Origin of the sequence: Streptomyces spinoverrucosus (genome assembly GCF_006539505.1) — a bacterium.
Taxonomy (GTDB): Bacteria; Actinomycetota; Actinomycetes; order Streptomycetales; family Streptomycetaceae; genus Streptomyces; species Streptomyces spinoverrucosus.
Genome location: NZ_BJND01000005.1, coordinates 1 through 20,682 on the forward strand (window position 1 = coordinate 1; position 20,682 = coordinate 20,682).

Here is a 20,682-nt window from a genome sequence, read left to right on the forward strand (position 1 = left end):
CCTAGGGAGCGAGTGGATCCCGGGAACCGGAGGGTCCCGGGGAGCGGGTGGATCCCTGGGACCGGGAAGATCCCAGGGACCGGGATAGCCCGGGACGGGATACCCCGGAAGCGGGAAGACCCCGCAAGCGGAAATCTTCCCGGAAGCCTTCACCGACGCCGCTGGAGGAACCATGGCCGACGCCCGCGAGCACGTCCTCGCCGGAACCCGGGGTACGATCACCGCCCGCGAGTGGCCGCACCCGGATCCGGCCTTCCTGGCCCTCGTCTCGCACGGCTACGGCGAGCACATCGGCCGGTACGAGGGCGTGGCCGGGGTGCTCCTGGCGCACGGGGCCGCCGTATTCGGCCCGGATCACATGGGGCACGGCAGGTCGGCGGGCGAGCGCGTGGTGATCGACGACTTCGAGGACGTCGTCACCGACCTGCACACGGTCGCTGAGCGGGCCAGGTCGGCGTACCCGGACCTGCCCCTCGTCCTGGTCGGGCACTCCATGGGCGGCCTGATCGCGGCCCGCTACGCGCAGCACCACGGTGCCGAACTGGCCGCGCTCGTTCTCTCCGGGCCCGTGATCGGCACCTGGGAGACGCCCGGCCGACTGCTCGCCCACGAGAAGATCCCCGAGATCCCGATCAACCCGGCCGCATTGTCCCGCGATCCGGCCGTCGGGGCCGCCTACGCCGCCGACCCGCTGGTGTGGCACGGACCGATGAAGCGGCCGACGCTGGAGGCGTTCGCCCGGACCCTGCGCGACGTGGCCGAGGGCGGGGAGCTGGGCGCGCTGCCGGTGCTGTGGCTGCACGGCGACGACGACCGGCTGGTGCCGCTCGCGGGAAGCCGGGTCGGTGTGGAACGGCTGAGCGCGGACACGCTGACCGAACGGATCTATCCCGGCGCACGGCACGAGGTCTTCCACGAGACGAACAAGGCCGAGGTCTTCACGGACGTGACCCGATTCCTGGACAAGGTGCTCGCACGCTGAGACACGCCGTTTGCACCGGTTCGCCCGGGGCACCCGCGCCCGCATGGAGTGGTTGCGGCGAGCCGCCTGCGTGGGTGAGGACCCCGAGTTGTTCTTCCCCGTGGGCACTACGGGACCGGCGCTCCGGGACATCGCGGCCGCCAAGCGCGTCTGCGCCCGGTGCTCGGTGATCACCCAGTGTCTGCGCTACGCGCTGAGCAGCGGGCAGACCTCGGGCGTGTGGGGCGGGACCGGCGAGCACGAACGCGCCGCGCTGCTCCGTACCGCAAGGACGCATCAAGGACGAGGGACGACATGAGAGGGAGAGACGCACCATGTCCGTTGTGAGCAGCACTCTGCCCGACGACGCCCGCCGGGTTGCCTGTGACGCGCTCCAGGAGACTCTGGTGGACCTGCTCGGGCTGTCACTCACCGGGAAGCAGGCGCACTGGAACATCGTGGGGCCCCGGTTCCGCTCGATCCACCTCCAGCTGGATGAGGTGGTCTCGGCCGCCCGCGGCTTCGCCGACACGGTGGCCGAGCGCGCCGCGGCGCTGGGCACCCCGCCGGACGGCCGTCCCGAAACCATCGCCGCCCGCTTTTCGCTGCCCAGCCCCAAGGACGGCTGGGTGCGCGACACGGAGGTCGTCCAGGTGATGGCGGAGGCGCTGGAGGCGGCGATCGGCGGGCTGCGGTCGCGGATCGAGGCGACCGAGAAGCCGGATCCGGTCACGCAGGACCTGCTCATCTCCATCACCGCGGAGCTGGAGAAGCAGCGGTGGATGTTCGAGGCGGAGAACTTCCCGCGCGACTGACCACCGCGCAGCACCCTCGCACGACCGCCGCGCAGCACCCTCGTACGACCGCCACCGCCGCGCAGCACCCTCGTACGACCGCCGCGCAGCACCCTCGTACGAAGCGAGGGCCCCGATGTACGAAGGGAGGGCCCAGATGACTGACGCCCTCGAACTCGACGCGCTGTGGGAGGACTTCCACCGCGTGGTGAACATGACCTCGCAGGAGCTGGCCGCCTGGCTGCGGGTCCGCGACGCCGACGAGGACGCGGAGCCGCTGCCGGACCAGGCCGGCACACCCACCGGGCAGCATGTGCTCGCGATCCTGCAGAAACGGCGCACCGATCTCACCGACGACGACATCCAGGTGATGTACGACGTGGTGGACACGGTCAGCGCCCAGGCGGACCTGGAGAACGAGCCCGAGCCCGAACAGACCCGCCACCGGCACCAGCTGATGACGCTGGGCCACGACCCGCTGAAGCCATGAGCGGCCATGAGCAGCGCGTCGTACGCGAACTGCTGAACGCGCACGGACAGACGTATGCCGAGGAGGCGGGCATCCGACTGCGGGACACGCCGCAGCCGCTGTACCGGCTCCAGGTGCTGTCGCTGCTGCTCAGTGCGAGGATCCGCGCCTCGGTCGCCGTCGCGGCCGCGCATGCCCTGTACGAGGCGGGGCTGCGCGACCCGCGGCGGATGGCCGAGGCCGACTGGCAGGACCGGGTGGACGCCCTGGGCCGGGGCGGCTACCGGCGCTACGACGAGCGGACCGCCACCCAACTCGGCGACGGCGCCGAGCTGTTGATCGAGCGGTGGCGCGGCGATCTGCGGCGGCTGCGCGAGGAGGCCGGCGGCGAGGTCCCCGCGCTGCGCCGGCTGCTCCAGGAGATCCCCGGCGTGGGGCCCACGGGCGCCGACATCTTCCTGCGCGAGGCCCAGCGCGTTTGGCCCGAAGCCGCTCCGTACGTGGACGCCAAGGCGCTGTCCGGGGCGGAGCGGCTCGGCCTGCCGAAGGATCCGGACCGCCTGCTGAAGCTGGCCGGTGACGCCGAACCGGCCGTGCTCGCCGCCGCGTTGGTGCGGGCCGCGCTGGACAAGGAGGTGGCCGAAGACAGCCTCCGCCGCGCCGCATGATCGTGCCAGACTTGCTGCTCGTCCTGCCCGGGATCACGCCCGGGCCGCCGAGCGGAGGAGCAGCGTGTGACCGGGACCGAGTCGGCAGGCCGGCGGATCGACACGACCAAGCCGCACCCGGCCCGGGTGTACGACTGGTTCCTGGGCGGCAAGGACAACTACCCGGTCGACGAACAGCTCGGCCACCGCATCATGGCGATCGACGGCGGCGCCCCGCGGGCGGCCCGCAGCAACCGCTGGTTCATGCAGCGGGCCACGCGGCTGCTCGTCCGCGAGTCGGGAATCCGCCAGTTCCTGGACATCGGCTCCGGCATCCCGACCGAGCCCAACCTGCACCAGATCGCCCAGGCCACCGTGCCGGACGCGCGTGTCGTCTACGTCGACCACGACCCGATCGTCCTCGCCCACGCCGCCGCCCTGCTGCGCGGCACCCCGGAGGGCGCCACGGACTATGTGCAGGCCGACGCCCGTGAGCCGCACGCCATCCTCGAACAGGCGGGCCGGGTCCTCGACTTCGACCGGCCCGTCGCCCTGTCCCTCATCGCGCTGCTGCACTTCATCGCCGACGAGGACGGCGCCCACGACCTGGTGGCCACCCTCGTCGACGCGCTGGCGCCCGGCAGTTGTCTGGTCCTGTCGGCGATGACCGCCGACTTCGAGCCGGAGAACGTCCGCCGGGGCATCGCCGCCTACGCCGAGGGCGGGGTGACGCTGGTGGCCCGCTCCCACGCCGAGATGGGCCGCTTTTTCGAGGGGTTGGAGCTTGTCGACCCCGGGATCGTGTCCGTGGCGGACTGGCGTCCCGAACTGGCCGAGGGCGAGTCGGACATCGGCCCGGGGCCGGTGTCGCTGTACGGCGGGGTCGGCCGGAAGCGGGCTAGCTGAGCTTGCTCAACGCCGCCGACACCAGCGTCTGCACGCCCGGCACGAGCACCGAGAGGTCCGGCGCGAAGAGCGGGCTGTGGTTGCTGGGGACGTTGCCAAGCCGCTCCAGCAGGCCTTCGCCCGGCGCGGCCTCCCACACATCGACCGGTGTCGTCGTGACGTACCAATAGTCGTACGGCACTCCCGCGGGCGCCAGCAGGGAGAAGTCCTCGCTGCCCATCGCGGGGCCGAAATCGAACACCGCGTGGGCGCCGAACAGTTCGCGGTGCACGGACGCGATCTCCTCGTCGAGGGAGGCGTCGTTGACGGTGTTCGGATAGCCGGGGTGGACGGTGATCTCGGGCGGCCGCGGGCAGCCGGCGGCCTGGCACTCGCCGGTGACGATGCGGCGCACGGCGGCCAGGACGCGCTCGCGCACCTCCGGGTCCTGGGTACGCAGATTCAGCGCGAGCCGGGCCTCGGCGGGGATGATGTTGGCCTGCGTACCGGCGTGGAACTGCCCCACGGTCAGCACCGCCGACTGCGCCGCCGCGACCTCGCGGGAGACCACCGACTGCAACCGCGTGACGATGTACGCGCCGGTCACCACCGGATCGACCGTCGACTCGGGGCGTGAGCCGTGCCCGCCGAGGCCGTGCACGACGACGTCGATGTCGTCGGAGGCTGACATGATCAGGCCTGGGGTGTGCGGGTAGAACCCGGCGAGGCCGGGCGCGGCATGCTGGCCGAACAGCACGTCGGGGCGCGGGAAACGCTCGTGCAGCCCGTCCGCGACCATCGCGGCCGCTCCCCCGCCGGACTCCTCCGCGGGCTGCCCGACCACCACGAGCGTGCCCGACCAGGTCTCCCGGCCGGCCGCGAGCGCCTCGGCGGCGCCGATCAGCCAGGTGATGTGCAGATCGTGTCCGCAGGCGTGCATCACGCCGTCGACGGTGGAGGCGTAGGGCAGGCCCGTCGCCTCCCGCACGGGCAGCGCGTCCATATCGCCGCGCAGCCAGACGACCGGCCCGTCCCCGTTGGCGAGCACGCCGACGAAGCCGGTACGGCCGACGCCTGCCGTCACCTCGTATCCCGCCGCGCGCAGGCGTGCGGCTAGCCGGTCGGCGGTGCGGTGTTCCTGGAAGGCGAGTTCGGGGTGGCGGTGCAGGTCGCGGTAGAGGTCCTCCAGGCCGTCGGGCTTGAGGCCGTCGGTGAGTTCGAGGGTGAGGCGTGCTGCGGCGGCCGGTTCGCTCATGCTGCTTCCTTCTCCTCCGACGTGGCACGCGTCCCCAACGAGCGTCGCGTGCGGGGGTGTTGGGGCCTGCGGTGTCAACCTGCCGCGTGCTCGCGCGGCCCGGTCAGTCCTCCCCGAGGGCGGCCTCGTAGGCGGCCAGGGTGTCGATGAACACGCGGCGCTGCTCGGCCGTGAGTGGGGCGAGGGCCTTGCGCCAGGCGCCGGCGCCCCGGCCCAGCCAGTCGTTGATCGCGTCGCGGTGCGGGTCGGCGATGCTGACGATCTTGCGGCGGCGGTCCTCGTCGTCCTCGCGCCGCTGCAGGATGCCCTTCCGGCTCAGCTCGCCCACCATCAGGCTCACCGTCGTCGGGGCAACCTCCAGGCGGGCGGCCAGTTCGTTGACACTCATCGGGCCGTCGAAGAGGAGGTAGGCGAGCAGGGAGAGGTGGCGCGGGGCGAGGGACAGCGACTGGAACTCGCGCGGGACCGGCATCCGTTTCGCCCGGCCGACCATGCGCGGCATCAGCAGAAGCAGCGCACGGACCGCCTCGTCGACGTCCGGGCCGGTGCCGTCGCGAACTCCTGAGTCCGCGGGCTCGGTTGACACGGGCCAACCACCCCTCAATACTTTTGATGACAAAGTTTATTTGCTTTCGAAGCAAAACAGGTTGCCGCCCCCATGCTATCGGAGGGTCCTGAGCCATGCCTGAACAATGACCGTCACCGGCTGAAATGAACCAGCAGGTCATCGATGAATTCCGGGCGAACGGCGGCCGGGTCGGCGGCATGTTCGAGGGCGTGCCCCTCGTCCTGCTGACCACCACCGGCGCCCGCACCGGACGCCTCCGCACCAACCCGGCGGTGTATGCCCGCGACGGCGACCGGCTTGTGGTCTTCGCCTCCAACGCGGGCGGCCCCCGCCACCCCGGCTGGTACCACAATCTCCTCGCCGACCCCCGCCTCACCGTGGAGATCGGCACGGACGACGGCCGGGTCGAGCGGTACGCGGTCACGGCCCGGCCGCTGCACGGGCCCGAACGCGACCGCCACTACGCGGAGCAGTGCGCACGCGACCCGGCCTTCGCCGCCTACCAGGCGGGCACCACCCGGATCATCCCGGTCGTCGCGCTGCACCGCCCCGATCTGACCGACCCGGAACGCACCAAGGCGATCGGTGAGTTCCTGCTGCGCGTGCACGGCGAGCTACGGCAGGAACTCGCCACGCTCCTGGAGGAGGTCGACGCCCATGTGGCGGCGCCGGGAAGCGCAGGTCCGGGGCGTGCCGCCCCGGGAAGGGCCGCCCCGGTCCTCGGCTCGCGCCTGGCCACGCACTGCCTCAGCTTCTGCACCGCCCTGCACGGCCACCACACCAACGAGGACGGCGCCTTCACCGACTTCGAGCGGCGCTTTCCCGAACTCGCCCCCGCGATAGCCCATCTGCGCCGCGAGCACACGGCCGTCGCCCGCACCGTCACCGGCATCGAGTCCCTCGTCCGCAAACTCACCGCACCGGCCGCCACCGGGGACGTGGAGAAACTGCGGATCGAACTCGGCTCCCTGGCAGCGGATCTGGAAGCCCACTTCGCGTACGAGGAGAAGCGGCTGCTCCCGGCGCTGCTCGGCAGGGCCGACTAGGCAGTACCGACAAGGCGTACTCCTCTGTCCGCCCGGCGGGGAGCTGACTGATCAGTAGGATCAAGCGGGCGGCTCACTGCTGAAGGTGCTCATGTTGGCGCAGTCGTCAGGGTCACCGACCCACGCATACAGGCGTAGATCCTCACGGTTGCCGCTGATGTCGAACCCGGATCCGTAACTGCCCGGGCCGACCTCATAGTCGTTGATCTCGTGGAAGGAAAGCCTAACGTCGAAATCATTGCGACTGCCGTCGCTGAGTTCCCACCGCCCACTGCCTCTTCTCCGGTCCACGGTTCCCGTTGCCTCGTCGAGGCCGGCAGGCCACGCCACCGTCGTGAAGGTGCCATCGCCCCGCAGGGTTACAGAGCTTCCCGACGGGTTCCGGTAGGTGCCGACCAGGTTGTCAACCTCCAGGTCATCGGGCCGGTCGCCCTCCCCGGGACACGCCTCGTAACGAGCGAAGCACCCAGTCACGGTGGACGCACAAACCACCACGAGCGTACAAAGCAACGCCCGATGTCCCCGCCGCATCACGCCCCCCACACGCGTTCCTCCCACGGATTGTTCCACGGCAGCCCACACCCTGATCAACCACTGGCCCATCGGCAGCCTTCTCGGCTCCCTCCGCCACGGTGACCCAAACGACAGACCCTACGCCTTGCCCAACGGAAAGGCCGCCCGCACCTCCCAACCGTCGCCGTCGCGCGGCCCCGCGTGCAGTTCGCCGCCCAGCGCGGTGACCCTCTCCTTCAGGCCGACCAGGCCGAACCCACCGCCGCGCGCGGCATCCGGGAGGCGGCTGCCGCCGCGCCCGTCGTCCACGACCGACACCTCCAGCCCGTCGCCGTCCCGCCGCAGCCCGACGGCGATCTCCGTTGCGTCGCCCGCGTGCCGCCGTACGTTTGTCAGCGCCTCCTGCACCACCCGGAAGGCCGCCGCCTGCACCTCGTGCGGCAGATCGTCCGAGACGGCGGTGTCGCGGTGCAGGTTGACCCGCTGGGCGCCGGGGCCCGCGAAGCGGCGGGTGAGTTCGCCGATGGCCGCGAGGTCCCCGACGGGACGGCGGTCACCGGGGCCGTCATCGGTGTCGCGCAGCACACCGACCGTACGGCGCATGGAGGCCAGCGCCTCCGTGGCCGCGCGTTCTATGCCCGCCAGGACGGGGTCCAGCTCGTCCGGGCGGTCGGCCGCCATCATGCGGGCCATCTGGGTCTGCACAAGGATCCCGGTGACGTGGTGGGCGACGAAGTCGTGCAGGTCGGCGGCGATGGCGAGGCGCTCACTGCGTCGGGTCTCGCCGACGGCGACCGCACGCCGGTAGTCCAGCGTGCGCAGATATCCGGCGAGTCCGGCGATGAGGCCGACGAGGACCACGCCCAGCGCCACGTACACCGGCACAAGGCCTTCCAGCATCTGGTAGGAGCGCACGGGCAGGGCCAGCACGGCGGCGCCGTCCAGGACGCCGCATATCAGGGCCCAGGGGTGCGGGCAGTGCCGCACAGCCAGGAACAGCAGACAGAGCAGGATCGTCGTCTCGCCAGGGCCGAACAACGCCTCGCCACCGGACACCACCAGCAGCGCCGCCGTACAAGCGAGGGAGACGAGCGCGGGAACGGCCGTACGCAGCTGCGGTGTGAACCACCGCGGCCGCCGTTCGATCGGCCAGAGCAGGGCGCCGAGGCCGAGCAGCAGCACGACGGCGATCGGCCAGGGCGAGAGGCCCGCCGCGGACGTGTTCAGCACGTCGGCGACGCACGCCATGAGCAGGAGGCCGACGGCGAAGCCTCGGGCGCAGCCCCGGCCGGAAACGGTTCTCATGCGGATCACGGTAGGCGAGCGGGCCCGCGGCGGGATCGGCCGAACGGCCGAGGGGCAGGCCGTGAACCCTGGCCGGACGGCCGAGGCGGGCGGGCGTGCTCGCGGGCGAGGCTGAAGCCACATCGTTCCTCGCGATCTTCGGAGCACATCATGCAGAGCAAGTTCCTCGTCGGCCTGGTCGGCGGCGCGACCGCCGTGGTCGCCCTCGGCGCAGTCGGCACCTACATCCTGGCCGGCACGGAGTCGACCACCCGGCTCGACGACGCCAGCACGGTGTCGGTGGACGGCCACAAGGCCCTTTCCGGCCGGATCATCGCGGGCCGCGCCGAGAGCAAGTTCCACCCGCTGCCCTGGGTCGGCACCAAGGTCACCGACGTGACCTGCCCGACCGGCCTGAAGGCCGTGGCCGGCGCCACCCTCACGTGCACGGGCAGGACGGGCGACGGCAAGGACGTCTCGATACCCGTCAGCGTGGTCAAGGCCGACGGGGACTCCGTCACCTGGAAGTTCCAGCGCTGAGAAGGGGCCGCGACACACCATGAGCATCGTCCTGGCCGGTTACGGCCTCACCAAGAAGTACGGCTCCACCACCGCGCTGGCCGGTGTGGACATCGAGGTCGGCGAGCGCGACTCGCTGGCGATCATGGGGCCGTCGGGCTCCGGCAAGTCGACCCTGCTGCACACCCTGGCCGGGATCATCCGCCCCGACGGCGGACAGGTCCTGCTGGGCGGCGAGCGCATCGACAGACTCGGCGAGAACCGCCTCAGCGCGCTGCGCCGGAGCCGCTTCGGGTTCGTATTCCAGTCCGGCCAGCTGCTGCCCGAGCTGCCCGCCGAGGAAAACGTCGCCCTGCCGCTGATGCTGGAAGGCGTCCCGCGCAAGCAGGCTGTCGAGCGGGCGCGGCGCTGGTTCGCGCCGCTGGGGCTCGACGGCCTGGAGCGGCGCCGCCCCGGCCAGCTGTCGGGCGGGCAGGCCCAGCGGGTGGCCATCGCCCGGGCGCTGGTCGTCGCCCCGGACGTGGTGTTCGCCGACGAGCCGACCGGCGCCCTGGACCAGGCCACGAGCCACGAGGTGATCCGGCTGCTGACCTCGGTGACGCGCGAGCAGGGCGCCGCCCTGGTGATGGTCACTCACGACGCCGACATGGCCGCCCACTGCGACCGAATACTCCAGGTCAGCGACGGCCGGATCGGCACCTACGACCAGTTCACCGTCGCCTGACCCGCCTTTCACCGGCGAGAAGCCCCCTGTCCGAGGCGCACTCGGAGACTCCGGCTGAGCCATCGTCCGCCTGGATGCCCCCTGACGACGGTCGTCCTGGAAGACCCTCCGCCGGTAACCCCGGTGACTCGCCTTCCGCCCGGAAGGCCGCCGACCCACCGTCCACCCGACAGACCCCTGTCCCGCCCTCCGCCCGGAAGAACCCGGAGACCCCATGCGCTCCCCCGTCCTCCCCCTGACCTGGCACCTCGCCCGGTCCTCCGGCCGTCGTGGCCTGCAGAGCCAATTGCTCGCGGCCGGGGCCGCCGCCGTCGGCGCGCTCGTCCTGCTGATGCTGCTCGCCGCGTACCTCGGCTCCGGCGTCCGCGCCGACCGCACCGCCTGGCGCACCCCGGAACCCGACCGGCACGGCACGGCCGTACAGGCACTCGCCACCACATTCGTCCGCCACGAACCGGTCACCGTCGTCTCGCTGGCCCAACTGCCCGACCGCCGGCCCACCCCGGCCCCGCCGGGACTGTCCGCCTTCCCCCGGCAGGGCGAGGTGTACGTCTCCCCCGCGCTGGCCGAGCTGCTGCGGAAACTGCCCGCGAACCAACTGGCCGACCGGCTCCCGAAAGTGGCGTCGTACGGCACGATTGACGCCGCCGGTCTCGCCTCGCCGGACGAACTGGTCGCCGTGGTCGGGCGGGCGCCGACCGATCCCGCCGTCTCCGAGGCGGCCGACGGGAGCGGGCTGTGGGACGACGGACTGACGGCACGGGCGGTGGTGTCCGGGTTCTCCGGCGGGAAGCCCAGCGTGTTCACCCGCAGTGACCAGCAAATGGTGCTCCTCGGCGTGGGGCTGCTGGTCGTCCCCGTCATCGTGCTCGCCTCGGCGGCCGGGCGGCTGGGGGCAGCCCGGCGCGAGCAGCGGCTCGCCGCGCTGCGGCTGGCCGGGGCGACGCCGCGGCAGATCCTCGCGATGACCGCCGCCGAGTCGGCGGCGGTCGGTGCGGCCGGTGCCGCGGTGGGAGCGCTGGCGTACTGCGCGCTGCTGCCCGCGCTGGCCCGGATCCCGTACGGCATCGGCACCTGGTACACCGGAGAGCTGTGGGTGGGGCTGCCCTGGCTGCTGGCCGTGGTGGCGGGAGTGGCCGCGCTGATCGCGGTGAGCGCGGTGTCGACACTGCGTCAGGTGGCCTCCGCCCCGCTCGGCGTGGCCCAGCAGGCCAACCCGCGCCGCACGCGGCTGATCCGACTGCTGCTCTTCGTAGGGATCCTGGTCTACATCCGCCAGTCGGCGAGCGGCGGCGACCTGAAGACAGGGCAGTTGGTCGCTCTTGTCATGCTGTTCTACGGCGCCTTCTGGTTGTTCGGGCCGTGGGTGGTGGACCGGTTGGGCCGGATCGCGGGCCGCTTCGCCCGCCGCCCGGCGACCCTGCTGGCCGCCCGCCGGCTCAGCGACGACCCGCGTGGCGCCTGGCGCACAGTCAGCGGTCTGGTGCTCGCGGGCTTCGTGGCCGGTTTCTTCACGGTCGGCCATCTGGCCCTCGGCGGCATCGACTTCGGGGACCGGGTGGCCGTGCCCACGGCGAACGGCGCGACGGCCGTCACCGAGGCTCGCACACTGCTGCGGGAGGCCGGGATCACGGCGACGGTGAGCGCGGGCGAGGACGATTTCCTGCTGGCCGGCAACGACGGGGTGACAGTCGCCGTCCCCGGCGGAGTCGAGAAGATCGACGCCGCTCTCACCGCCCTGCAACCTCTCGCCGGTGGCCGGCTTCCCTACGGCGCGGACTACGGCAGCGCACCGGACCGGGTGGCCGGCGACCTGCTGTCCGACATCGGCACCGCCACGCTGGCCGTCAGCTTCCTCGTGGCCACCGCCTCCGCAGGTCTCACCGCAGCCGCGAACGTCCTCGACCGACGTCGGGTGTACGGGCTGCTGCGGCTGTCCGGCACCCCTCTGAAGGTGCTGGACCGCGCCAGGGTCCGGGAGACTGCCCTCCCCCTCCTCGTCCTCGCGGGCGGCACGACGTCGACGGGCGTGTACGCCGCGTACCAACTGAACAAGGCAGCGGAGAGCACGATCAGCACGTCGGGCGCGATACAGCTGGCGGCCTGCCTGGCAGTGGGCACGCTGGCCATGTTCGTGGCGATCGCCGGGAGCCGACCGCTGCTGCGGACGGTGACGGGGGATCCGGCACGGTCGGCGGAGTGAAGGGGCGGCAGTGAGGGCGGACGGCGGAGCGAAGGGGAGGCGGCAGTGAGGCGAACAGCCGAGCAGAGGGAGAAGGCAGTGGCGGCGGACAGCCGAGCAAGGGCGGTTGGCGGACCCAGGATGGCGGCAGTGAGGCGGACCGCCGAGCGAAGCGAGAGACGACGATCACGGCGGACCCTCGACCGGGGCCGTCGACAGGCGGCCCGCCGTTTACCGCGGGTGAGGCATCATCGACCCATGACCACCTCCGCCCCGCCCAGCAAACCCATCCGGGTGCTGATCGCCGACGACCAGGACATGGTCCGTACCGGCTTCCGGTTCTTCCTCGACGCGCAGCCCGACATCACCGTGGTCGCCGAAGCCGCCGACGGGGAGGAGGCCGTCGCGCTGGCGCGGCGGGAGCGGCCCGATGTGTGTCTGCTGGACATCCGGATGCCGAAGCTGGACGGGCTGGAGGCCACGCGGCTGCTCGCGGGGCCGGGGGTCGCGGATCCGTTGCGGGTGGTCGTGGTGACGACGTTCGACCTCGACGAGTACGTGTACGGGGCGCTGCGCGGCGGTGCCTGCGGGTTCCTGCTCAAGGACTCCGGGCCGACCCTTCTCGCGGAGGCCGTCCGGGCCGCCGCGGCCGGTGACTCCCTGGTCTCCCCCTCGGTCACCGTCCGCCTGCTCAAGCACGTCACCGCCACCGCCCAGCAGCAGCCGGAGCCCCCGCGCCCCGCGCCCCTGCCGGAACCGCTCACCGAGCGCGAGCTCGACGTCGTCCGCCTGGTCGCCCTGGGCCGTACGAACGCCGAGATCGCCGCCGAGCTCTATGTCTCGCTCTCCACGGTCAAGACGCACCTGTCCAGCGTCCAGCTCAAGCTGGCCGCCCGGAACCGAGTGGAGATCGCGGCGTGGGCCTGGCAGAACGGGTACGCGCAGACACGTTCGTGAGAGCCATCCATATGGGTGATCATGAGCACCGGCCCTCGGCCGGTACGCTGTGGCAGCTGCGGCAATCCCCCCACCTCACCCGCACCCGTGGTGAGTTGCGGCCTGCGGCGCCGAAACGTCACACACCATGAGGATGAATCACAGGTGCTCATAGCGGGCCGGTACCAGCTGCAGGATCCGATCGGGCGGGGCGCGATGGGAGAGGTCTGGCGGGCGTACGACGAGACGCTCGGCAGACCGGTCGCCGTCAAGCTGCTGCTGCCCCAGGACTCCGACCCGACGGCCGCGTCACGCTTCCGGCTGGAGGCGCAGACCGCCGGGCGGCTGCATCACCCGTACGTGGTGGGCGTGCTGGACTTCGGTGCGCAGGAGGACCGGCTGTTCCTGGTGATGGAGCTGGTCGACGGCGACAGCCTGGCCCGTGTGCTCGCCGAAGCGGGTCCGCAGCCCGCCGAGCGCGTGGCGCGGATCGCCTCGCAGGCGGCCGCCGGGCTGGCCGCCGCGCACCAGCAGGGCATCGTGCACCGCGACATCAAGCCGGCCAACCTGCTGCTGGACGCCGACGGCACCCTGAAGATCGGCGACTTCGGCATCGCCCGCTTCCTCGACGACCCGGCCGCCGCGCTCACCGCCACTGGCCAGATCGTCGGCACCAGCCTCTATCTCGCCCCGGAACGCGCGCTGGGTCAGGCCGCGGGTCCGGCCAGTGACGTGTACTCGCTGGGCTGTGTGCTGTACCAACTCCTCACCGGGCGCCCGCCGTTCCAGGCCGACACCCCGATCGCCATCCTCCACCAGCATCTCGACGCCACTCCGGTACCGCCCCGGCAGCTCGGCGCCGAACTCCCGCCCGCCTTCGAGAGTTACCTGCTGGGTCTGCTGGCCAAGCAGCCCGAGCACCGGCCCAGTGCCGCGCAGGTCGCCGACTGGTTCGCGGCCGGCGCCTGGCAGGGCCGCCCCGAGCCGCTGCCCGCCACCGCACCGACGCCCGCCGCGCCGACGCCCGCGGCCCCGCAGCCGCCCCGGCTCGGGGAGACCGGTCCGGCGACGACGTACATGCTGCCGTCCTCCCCGAGGACCGCGGCCCGGCGCCGCAGCCGGCCGGGGGCGCGGGACGTGCTCATGCGGCCGCGCGTGGTGGGGACCGCCGCCGCGGTGGCGCTGTTCGTGGCGGCGATGATCGTCGGCATGCTGTGGTTCTCGCCCGACAACACGGCGGCGGAGGGCTCCAAGGACTCCCCCAGCAGCACTCCCACGGTCGGCAGCACGCCCACCCCGTCTCCGTCCGACGCGTCCGCCACCCCGGCTGCCGGGACGTCCCCGACCCCCGTGGCCGCGAAGACGAGTGAGAAGGCCAAGGACGAGAAGCGGGAGCGGCGGCGTGACGCGGACGACGACGATGACGGGAACGACGGGGACGACTGACTCCTGCCCCTCGGGGGGCTCCAGCCGATCGTGTCGCTTCAGCCCCTCGGGATGGACCGCAGGAAGTCGGCCGAGGGAACGAAGAACCGGGTGCCGGTGACGGCCCGCGAGTAGTCCAGCAGGGGATCGGGCCCCGAGGTCTGGGTGCCGAGGAACATGCGCTCCAGCATGGTCTCGGTCACCTGGGGATCGCGGGCGTACGCGATGAAGTACGTGCCGAACTCGCCGTGCCCGGGCCTGCCGAACGGCATCGCGGCGCGCAGGATGCGCAGTTCGGTCCCGTCGGGAGCCGTGATGCTGTTGACGTCCTTGTGTGAACCGGGCGCGTCCAGTTCGACGTTGGTCGCCTTGGTGCGGCCGATGATCTTCTCCTGGGTCTCGGCCGGCAGCCGCTCCCAGGCGTCCATGTCGTGCAGGTACTTCTGCACGACCGCGTAGGAGCCGCCGCGGAAGCCGGGGTCCTCGTCACCCACGAGTGCCGCGTCGACGGCATCGGACCCGACCGGGTTCTCGGTGCCGTCGACGAAGCCGAGGAGGTTGCGCGATTCGTAGTAGGCGAAGGCGTGCACCTCGTCCTGGACGGTGGCAGCGTCGCGCAGCCCTTTCATGATCTCCGCGGTCAGCGCGATGCACAGGTCGAGCCGGGTCGCGCGGATGTGGAAGAGCAGATCGCCTGGCGTGGCCACGGCCTGGTGCCGGGCCCCCGTCAGCTCGCGGAACGGGTACAGCGCGGCCGGACGGGGCGCGCCGAACAGCCGGTCCCACGCGTCGGCCCCCACCCCGGCCACGCAGGACAGACCGCCGTCGGGATACGGAAAGGCGACGGCCCGCTCCCAACCGGCGAGTCCCGCCAGCACGTCCCGCGCCACGGCCTCCCCGCCCGGATCGACGGTGACCACCAGAAAGACCGCCGCGCTCGGCAACGGGCTCAGCACCGGCTGCGGCCGGCCAGGGGCAGACGGTACCGACGACATGGCTCCCCCCACTCATCGACGTGCGCCACCGCCAGGTGGCCGATGGGCACTGTGACCCTGCCCATTCGAACACGCCACGACACCGTGGGAGTCCGTTCGGCACCGTGCGGGGCCCGGCGCCCCCGCCCATCGCGGTGTGCGGCACCGGAGCCCCGCGGCTCCCCACCGGCATGACGGCCTGGCCGAGGGGCAGCCCGCATTGCCGTGTTCCGGCAACGATGACGAAGCTCCGGATGCCGCTCCAGGGCCGCCCCGGACCTTCCGAGCGTTCAGCCGGTGATCTCCACCTTCCCGTTCGCCGCCCCCGGCGCCTCAGCCGACGTGTCCCGCCGGGTGATGCCCTTCAGCAGCTCGGCGAGGTCGATGCCCGTGGTGGAGCCGAGGAGTTCGAGGCCCTGTGCGACGTTGTCGGCGACGGCTCGCGGAATCCGGCCGGCCCCGTCGGTGGAGATCACGGTCATCTTGTCCACCGCGGCGAGCGGTTCGGACGCCTTGGCGACGACCTGCGGCAGCACCTCGACCAGCATCTGCAGCACGGCCGCGTCGCCGTACCGCCCGAAGGCGTCGGCCTTCTGCCGCATGGCCTCCGCCTCGGCCGCGCCCTTCGCGCCAATCGCCGCCGCGTCGGCCTCGCCCTCCAGCCGGACCGCCTCCGCGATCGCCGCCCGCCGGGCCCGCTCGGCCTCACCCTGCTTGAGGCCCTCGATCGCCTCCGCCTCGGCCAGCGCGCTGCGCCGCTGCTTCTCGCCCTCACCGGTGAGCCGGGACCGCTCGGCCTCCGCCTGCGCCGCCGCGATACCGGCCAGCCGCTCGGCCTCGGCCTGCTTGACCCGCGCCACCCGCCTGGCCTCGGCCTCCTGCTCGGCGGCGTACCGCTGGGCGTCGGCGGGCTTGCGCACCTCGGTGTCGAGCTGGCGGTCCTTCAGCGCGGCCTGCCGTTCGGCGACCTTCTCCTGCTGGGTGAGGATCTCCTGCTGCCGTGCCGCCTCCGCGAGCGGTCCGGCGGCATTGGCCTGCGCGGCCGCGGCGTCCGTCTCGGCCTTGATCTCGGCCTGCCGCAGCGCGAACGTCCGCTGGGCGACGGCGATCTCCTCCTCGGCCTTCAACCGGGCCTGCTCCGCGGCCCGGCGGGCCTCGGCCTCGGCGATGTCGGCCTCCTGCTTGGCGCGGGCCGCCTCGGGACGGCCGAGGTCCTCCAGGTAGGAGCCCTCGGTGGTGATGTCCTGGATCTGGAAGGCGTCCAGCACCAGTCCCTGCCCGGACAGACTGGCCTCGGCCTCCTCGGCGACCTGCCCGGCGAAGGCGGCCCGGTCGCGGATGATGTCCTCCACCGACATCCGCCCGACGATGGCCCGCAGGGCGCCGGACAGCACCTCCTGGGTGAAGCCGACGATCCCGTCCTGCTGCATCAGGAACCGCTGCGCCGCCGCCCGGATCGAGTCCTCGGTGCCGCCCACCTTCACGATGGCGACCCCTTCGAGGTGGGCCTTGATCCCGCGCAGGGTGACCGCGCCGCGCACCGCCACCGGGATGTGCCGCGAGGACAGGTCGAGCGTGAACCGCTGCTGCACGAACGGCACGACGAACACACCGCCGCCGACCACGACTTTCTGCCCACTGTTGTCGGTGAACACCCGGCCGGTCTCCGGATCGGTGGCCTGCTTGCCGCGCCGCCCGGTGACGATGAACGCCTCGCTCGGACCGGCCACCTTGTACCGGCTGACCACCACCAGGGCCAGCAGCACCAGGAGTACGACGACTCCCACCACGGCGATGACGACAGGACTCATGACAATGCCCCCGATTCAAGAGCTGGGAAATTCAAGGAAGAGCTGGGAGTTGAAGAGAGAGACGGGCTCGGCGGTCAGTTCACCGGGCGTACGACGACGGAGGTCGCGGACGGTGCCGCCTCGACCCACACCTCGGCACCCCTGGCCACCGGCACCGCACAGCGCGCCGCGAACTTCACCGGCTGACCGGCGAGTCGCAGCAGCACCTCGCCGAAACCATCGGCCGGGATGGCGGTCACGACGCTGCCCGAGGTGCCCACGAGGTCCTCGCCGCGCGGTGTGACAGCGGTCTGATCGCGCATCAGGGCACGACTGAGGCGGTACGTCAGCCAGGCCGTGCCCACGCCGCAGACGGCACCGCATCCGGTGGCGAGCACCGGGCCGGCCCCCGCCGCGCCCAGGGCGACGGCCCCGCCGAAGCCGGTCATCGCCAGGAACCCGGCGACGACCGGCAACGACAGCCACCCGTCGAGGACGCCGTCCAGTGCGCCGTCGAGCGCTCCGTCCAGCACCCCGTCGAGGACCAGCGCCAGGGCGAGCAGCACGACCCCCGTGATGCCGAGTCCCAGAAACCAGGCCATGCGTGCCGTCCCCCTCTCGCCCGTCGCCGGTCTCCCCCGTTGACGGAATCCTCACACGCGGGGTTGCGGGGTTTCATTGCCGTGTTCCGGCAATCTTTACGCCTTTTTGATGCCGACCTCCGGACCCTGCCGGTCGAGCCCACGCCCTGGGTCACATCGTCGTAGTTTCGGGGAGCCGTCTCGTCGGCCCAACCGGGCGTCACAGGCAAGGAGTTGACCATGAGTGCGCAGGACACGGCCAAGAGGCTGCGGGCGATCAGCGACGAGCTGTCCGACCGCTTCTACGAGCGGGCCGACGTGGTGCGGACGCTGGTGGTGACACTGCTGGCCGGGCAGCACTCCTTGGTGCTCGGCCCGCCCGGAACGGCGAAGTCCGAGATGGCCCGGGAACTCACCGGCAGGATCGAGGGGGCGTCCTACTAGGAGATCCTCCTGTCGAAGTTCACCGCCCCGACGAGGATGTTCGGTCCCATCGACGTCGCCGCGCTGGCCCGGGGTGAGTACCGCCAGGTGTACGAAGGCCGCGCCACGACCGCCCACATCGCGTTCATCGACGAGATCTTCAAGTGCTCCACGGCGGCGCTGAACGAGACTCTGGGCTACCTCAACGAACGGATCTACCACCCCGAGAACGGCGGCGAGCCGATCCGCTGCCCTCTGATCGGGGCCATCACGGCGAGCAACGAACTGCCCGGCGGCGAGGATTCGGCCGCGATCTACGACCGGCTGCTGGTGCGGATCGAGGTCGGCTACCTGGAAGACCCCTCGAACTTCGCCGCGCTGGTCCGCTCCGCCGTCAGCCGCCCGGTGGCACCGACACGGACCACGGTCGAGCTGGCCGCGTTGCAGCACGCCGTGACCGAAGCCGTCCCGGCCGTGGCCGTCCCCGACGCGATCGTGGACGCGGTGTGCACGCTGCGGGCCGCCCTGCGCCGCAAGGAACTCGTCGCCTCCGACCGCCGCTGGCGGCAGGCGGTGGGCCTGCTCCAGGCGTCCGCGTACCTCGACGGCCGCCCGGCGGTCGCCGAGACCGACCTGTCGATGCTGACGCACGTGCTGTGGGACTCCCCGGCCGAACGCCCGACCGTCGAGCGCGAGGTGCTGAACCTGGTCAACCCCGACGCCAAGGAGGCGCTCGACCTGGCCGACGCCATGGATGAGCTGGAGGCCCAGCTCGACGCCATGGCCGGGCAGTCCCGCGAGGCGCTGAGCGAGTGGGTCATCAAGAAGGCCCACAACCAGCTCGCCATGGCGGGGAAGCGGCTGGAGAAGCTGCGCCAGGAGGCCGCGACCGCCGGCCGCTCCACCGCCGCCATCGACCGGGTCACCGGCCGCCAGCGCGCGGTCCGCGCCCGCGTTCTCACCGAGGCCCTCGGCGTGGACGCGAGCATGGTGCAGGCCCAGCTCTGAGCACCGGCTCTCAACACTGGCTCCCAACACCGACGGGACAAGACCATGGGCAAGACACCGAGCAAGCTCAACGAGCTGGCGAGCCGGGCCGCAAAGTGGCTGAGCCTGTCCGCCGCCACCCCCGGGCACCACACCGCGTCCGTGGTCGCGGACCGGTTCGACCGGATCACATGGCGAGACACCTACGAGCAGTCGGCCGGACTGCGCGATCTCGCCGAGGAGCTGAGTCGGCGCTACGGCCACCACACCACCGACCTCCTGACCGACGCGTTCCTGGCCGCCTACAAGATCGGCCCGCGGTTGCGCGAGCGCGCCGAGATGGATCCCTCCCGGCTGGTCAACCACCAGGTCATCACCTCACTGGTGGAGTCAACGGAGTTCGCCGAACTGCACCGGGAGACGGCCGACGACCCCTACGCCGCCGCCATGGCGGTGCTCGCCCAGGCCGCCGCCCTGCGCCGGATGCTGGAGCGCTCCCGAGATGGCCAGGCACACGCCGAGCGGGCGAAGAAGGCCCACCAGGACGCCGAAGACGCGGCGACCACCGTGGGCGAGGCGCTCCAGCAGGCCGCCGACGAGGCGGACGAGGACGGCACCGTGCCGCCCCCGGCCGCCGACGCCGTACGACAGGCGATCGAGACCGCCGAAGCCGCCGAGGCCGCCGCGCGGCAGGCCGCCCAGGCCGCCGTGCAGGCCCTCGCGGCGACGGCTCCCGGTATCCGTGCCGCCGCGCGGAGCGCCGCGGCGAAGGCCGCCCAGGCCGTGCGGAAGGAGGCCGCGCTGATGCGGGCATGGGGCGTCGGTCCCGGCGAGCTGGAGCGGATGCCGTTCGACCAGCGTGCCCGGCTCGCCGAGCGGCTGCGCACCGGCCGTCTCGCCCAGTGGGCCGAGCTGATCGGTCGTTTCCGGCAGATGGCCGGCGGTGAGCGCGCCCGCAAGGTGGAGAACGCCACCGGGGAACTGGTCGGCGTCACGCTCGGCAACGAGCTCTCCCGCGTCATCCCCTCCGAGCTGGCGAGCCTCGGCCTGCCTGAGCTGCGTGCGGTGTTCGCCGCGCGCTACGCCGCCGGGGAGCTGATGCTCTACGACAGCCAGGGCGAGCAGGCCACCGGCAAGGGCGCCGTCATCGCGTGCGTGGACACCTCGCACTCCATGTACGAGGCAGGGCCCGGCGGAGTCACCCGGGAAGCGTGGGCCAAGGCCTGCGCCCTGGCGCTGCTGGATCAGGCCCGCCATGCGGGGCGTGACTTCGTCGGCATTCTTTTCTCCGCCGCCGACAAGCTTCAGGTCTTCCGCTTCCCGGCAGGCGAGCCCGCCGAAATCGCGCAGATCCTCGACTTCGCGGAGACCTTCCTCGGCGGTGGCACCAGCTATCAGAGGCCGCTGACAGCGGCCCGCGAACTGCTGGAGGAGGAGTTCAACGACGCCGCCCGCTCGCGCGGCGACATCGTGATGCTCACCGACGACGACTGCGGCGTCACCGAGGAATGGATGCGCGGCTGGAACGACGCCAAGCAGCGGCTGGGCTTCCGCGTCTTCGGCGTGGCCATCGGCGATCCGCGCGTCGCCGAAGCCGACTCGGTCCTGGACGCCCTGTGCGACAACCTCCGCTCCATCGAGGACCTCACCGACGTCCACGCCGCCGCCGACCTCTTCCGCGTGATCTGACGCCGCCGCCCGCGACCGTGCGGAGCACCC

20 protein-coding genes and 1 pseudogene are annotated in these 20,682 nt (G+C 72.1%); 14 read left to right on the forward strand and 7 right to left on the reverse strand.

Features of this window, described 5'->3' with window-relative positions; all coding sequences use genetic code 11:
- Positions 1 to 172: 172 nt before the first annotated feature.
- The 6 genes from SSP24_RS02820 to SSP24_RS02845 all read left to right on the forward strand — a co-directional run bounded on the left by SSP24_RS02820 (position 173) and on the right by SSP24_RS02845 (position 3,777).
- Positions 173 to 982 (forward strand): alpha/beta hydrolase, encoded by an 810-nt coding sequence (locus tag SSP24_RS02820; RefSeq protein WP_141307135.1) that lies wholly within the window; start codon positions 173 to 175, stop codon positions 980 to 982.
- Between the two features lie 43 nt (positions 983 to 1,025).
- Positions 1,026 to 1,280 (forward strand): WhiB family transcriptional regulator, encoded by a 255-nt coding sequence (locus SSP24_RS02825; RefSeq protein WP_141307366.1) that lies wholly within the window; start codon positions 1,026 to 1,028, stop codon positions 1,278 to 1,280.
- 16 nt (positions 1,281 to 1,296) lie between these two features.
- Positions 1,297 to 1,776, forward strand: coding sequence for a Dps family protein (locus SSP24_RS02830; RefSeq protein ID WP_141307136.1), 480 nt, complete (start codon positions 1,297 to 1,299; stop codon positions 1,774 to 1,776).
- Positions 1,777 to 1,912: 136 nt separating this feature from the next.
- Positions 1,913 to 2,245, forward strand: a complete 333-nt coding sequence (locus tag SSP24_RS02835) for a DUF3140 domain-containing protein (RefSeq protein ID WP_141307137.1) — start codon at positions 1,913 to 1,915, stop codon at positions 2,243 to 2,245.
- Positions 2,242 to 2,892, forward strand: coding sequence for an HhH-GDP family DNA glycosylase (locus tag SSP24_RS02840; RefSeq protein WP_141307138.1), 651 nt, complete (start codon positions 2,242 to 2,244; stop codon positions 2,890 to 2,892). The genes SSP24_RS02835 and SSP24_RS02840 overlap by 4 nt, the downstream gene beginning before the upstream one ends.
- A 66-nt stretch (positions 2,893 to 2,958) precedes the next feature.
- A complete protein-coding gene (locus tag SSP24_RS02845) occupies positions 2,959 to 3,777 on the forward strand; it encodes an SAM-dependent methyltransferase (RefSeq protein WP_141307139.1) in 819 nt (272 codons plus the stop codon).
- On the opposite strand, the gene SSP24_RS02850 is transcribed toward SSP24_RS02845, so the two are convergent.
- A complete protein-coding gene (locus tag SSP24_RS02850) occupies positions 3,770 to 5,011 on the reverse strand; it encodes an amidohydrolase (protein ID WP_141307140.1) in 1,242 nt (413 codons plus the stop codon). The two genes, SSP24_RS02845 and SSP24_RS02850, sit on opposite strands and share 8 nt — an antisense overlap.
- Before the next feature lie 103 nt (positions 5,012 to 5,114).
- On the reverse strand, positions 5,115 to 5,513 hold the full coding sequence (locus tag SSP24_RS02855; RefSeq protein WP_141307367.1) for a MarR family transcriptional regulator: 399 nt from the start codon (positions 5,511 to 5,513) through the stop codon (positions 5,115 to 5,117).
- Positions 5,514 to 5,722: 209 nt separating this feature from the next.
- On the opposite strand from SSP24_RS02855, the gene SSP24_RS02860 reads away from it, so the two are divergent.
- Positions 5,723 to 6,625, forward strand: a complete 903-nt coding sequence (locus SSP24_RS02860; protein ID WP_167529491.1) for a nitroreductase/quinone reductase family protein — start codon at positions 5,723 to 5,725, stop codon at positions 6,623 to 6,625.
- 60 nt (positions 6,626 to 6,685) lie between these two features.
- Here the strand turns inward: SSP24_RS02860 and SSP24_RS02865 are convergent, their stop codons facing one another.
- On the reverse strand, positions 6,686 to 7,195 hold the full coding sequence (locus tag SSP24_RS02865; protein ID WP_141307141.1) for a hypothetical protein: 510 nt from the start codon (positions 7,193 to 7,195) through the stop codon (positions 6,686 to 6,688).
- An 81-nt stretch (positions 7,196 to 7,276) separates the two neighbouring features.
- Positions 7,277 to 8,443, reverse strand: a complete 1,167-nt coding sequence (locus tag SSP24_RS02870; protein ID WP_141307142.1) for a sensor histidine kinase — start codon at positions 8,441 to 8,443, stop codon at positions 7,277 to 7,279.
- Positions 8,444 to 8,593: 150 nt separating this feature from the next.
- On the opposite strand from SSP24_RS02870, the gene SSP24_RS02875 reads away from it, so the two are divergent.
- The 5 genes from SSP24_RS02875 (at position 8,594) to SSP24_RS02895 (ending at position 14,229) form a co-directional block, all read left to right on the forward strand.
- Entirely contained in the window at positions 8,594 to 8,962 is a 369-nt protein-coding gene (locus SSP24_RS02875) for a DUF4333 domain-containing protein (protein ID WP_141307143.1), read from the forward strand.
- 19 nt (positions 8,963 to 8,981) lie between these two features.
- Positions 8,982 to 9,665 carry an ABC transporter ATP-binding protein gene (locus SSP24_RS02880; RefSeq protein ID WP_141307144.1) on the forward strand — a complete coding sequence of 228 codons (684 nt, stop codon included), beginning with the start codon at positions 8,982 to 8,984 and terminating at the stop codon, positions 9,663 to 9,665.
- Between the two features lie 214 nt (positions 9,666 to 9,879).
- On the forward strand, positions 9,880 to 11,868 hold the full coding sequence (locus SSP24_RS02885) for an FtsX-like permease family protein (RefSeq protein ID WP_141307145.1): 1,989 nt from the start codon (positions 9,880 to 9,882) through the stop codon (positions 11,866 to 11,868).
- A 237-nt stretch (positions 11,869 to 12,105) separates the two neighbouring features.
- Positions 12,106 to 12,804 (forward strand): response regulator, encoded by a 699-nt coding sequence (locus tag SSP24_RS02890; protein WP_141307146.1) that lies wholly within the window; start codon positions 12,106 to 12,108, stop codon positions 12,802 to 12,804.
- A gap of 144 nt (positions 12,805 to 12,948) precedes the next feature.
- A complete protein-coding gene (locus tag SSP24_RS02895) occupies positions 12,949 to 14,229 on the forward strand; it encodes a serine/threonine-protein kinase (RefSeq protein ID WP_174864576.1) in 1,281 nt (426 codons plus the stop codon).
- 38 nt (positions 14,230 to 14,267) lie between these two features.
- Here SSP24_RS02895 and SSP24_RS02900 read toward each other — a convergent pair whose 3' ends face one another.
- The 3 genes from SSP24_RS02900 to SSP24_RS02910 form a co-directional block, all read right to left on the reverse strand.
- The gene (locus SSP24_RS02900; protein WP_141307148.1) at positions 14,268 to 15,203 is read right to left on the reverse strand and encodes a Dyp-type peroxidase; all 936 of its coding nucleotides are present in this window, start codon (positions 15,201 to 15,203) and stop codon (positions 14,268 to 14,270) included.
- Between the two features lie 269 nt (positions 15,204 to 15,472).
- Positions 15,473 to 16,993: an SPFH domain-containing protein gene (locus tag SSP24_RS02905; RefSeq protein WP_141307149.1), complete on the reverse strand. Its 1,521-nt coding sequence runs from the start codon at positions 16,991 to 16,993 to the stop codon at positions 15,473 to 15,475.
- A 74-nt stretch (positions 16,994 to 17,067) separates the two neighbouring features.
- Positions 17,068 to 17,574 (reverse strand): NfeD C-terminal domain-containing protein, encoded by a 507-nt coding sequence (locus SSP24_RS02910; RefSeq protein WP_141307150.1) that lies wholly within the window; start codon positions 17,572 to 17,574, stop codon positions 17,068 to 17,070.
- A 219-nt stretch (positions 17,575 to 17,793) separates the two neighbouring features.
- On the opposite strand from SSP24_RS02910, the pseudogene SSP24_RS02915 reads away from it, so the two are divergent.
- A pseudogene (locus SSP24_RS02915) lies at positions 17,794 to 18,984 on the forward strand (AAA family ATPase).
- Between the two features lie 45 nt (positions 18,985 to 19,029).
- Positions 19,030 to 20,652: a VWA domain-containing protein gene (locus SSP24_RS02920; protein ID WP_141307151.1), complete on the forward strand. Its 1,623-nt coding sequence runs from the start codon at positions 19,030 to 19,032 to the stop codon at positions 20,650 to 20,652.
- Positions 20,653 to 20,682: the final 30 nt, after the last annotated feature.

Bases quoted from the DNA above. Each gene is read 5' to 3' on its own strand.
- SSP24_RS02820 (WP_141307135.1), top strand. From the start codon at position 173: ATGGCCGACGCCCGCGAGCACGTCCTCGCCGGAACCCGGGGTACGATC.
- SSP24_RS02825 (WP_141307366.1), top strand. From the start codon at position 1,026: ATGGAGTGGTTGCGGCGAGCCGCCTGCGTGGGTGAGGACCCCGAGTTG.
- SSP24_RS02830 (WP_141307136.1), top strand. From the start codon at position 1,297: ATGTCCGTTGTGAGCAGCACTCTGCCCGACGACGCCCGCCGGGTTGCC.
- SSP24_RS02835 (WP_141307137.1), top strand. From the start codon at position 1,913: ATGACTGACGCCCTCGAACTCGACGCGCTGTGGGAGGACTTCCACCGC.
- SSP24_RS02840 (WP_141307138.1), top strand. From the start codon at position 2,242: ATGAGCGGCCATGAGCAGCGCGTCGTACGCGAACTGCTGAACGCGCAC.
- SSP24_RS02850 (WP_141307140.1), bottom strand. From the start codon at position 5,011: ATGAGCGAACCGGCCGCCGCAGCACGCCTCACCCTCGAACTCACCGAC.
- SSP24_RS02855 (WP_141307367.1), bottom strand. From the start codon at position 5,513: ATGCCGCGCATGGTCGGCCGGGCGAAACGGATGCCGGTCCCGCGCGAG.
- SSP24_RS02860 (WP_167529491.1), top strand. From the start codon at position 5,723: ATGAACCAGCAGGTCATCGATGAATTCCGGGCGAACGGCGGCCGGGTC.
- SSP24_RS02870 (WP_141307142.1), bottom strand. From the start codon at position 8,443: ATGAGAACCGTTTCCGGCCGGGGCTGCGCCCGAGGCTTCGCCGTCGGC.
- SSP24_RS02875 (WP_141307143.1), top strand. From the start codon at position 8,594: ATGCAGAGCAAGTTCCTCGTCGGCCTGGTCGGCGGCGCGACCGCCGTG.
- SSP24_RS02880 (WP_141307144.1), top strand. From the start codon at position 8,982: ATGAGCATCGTCCTGGCCGGTTACGGCCTCACCAAGAAGTACGGCTCC.
- SSP24_RS02885 (WP_141307145.1), top strand. From the start codon at position 9,880: ATGCGCTCCCCCGTCCTCCCCCTGACCTGGCACCTCGCCCGGTCCTCC.
- SSP24_RS02890 (WP_141307146.1), top strand. From the start codon at position 12,106: ATGACCACCTCCGCCCCGCCCAGCAAACCCATCCGGGTGCTGATCGCC.
- SSP24_RS02900 (WP_141307148.1), bottom strand. From the start codon at position 15,203: ATGTCGTCGGTACCGTCTGCCCCTGGCCGGCCGCAGCCGGTGCTGAGC.
- SSP24_RS02905 (WP_141307149.1), bottom strand. From the start codon at position 16,993: ATGAGTCCTGTCGTCATCGCCGTGGTGGGAGTCGTCGTACTCCTGGTG.
- SSP24_RS02910 (WP_141307150.1), bottom strand. From the start codon at position 17,574: ATGGCCTGGTTTCTGGGACTCGGCATCACGGGGGTCGTGCTGCTCGCC.
- SSP24_RS02920 (WP_141307151.1), top strand. From the start codon at position 19,030: ATGGGCAAGACACCGAGCAAGCTCAACGAGCTGGCGAGCCGGGCCGCA.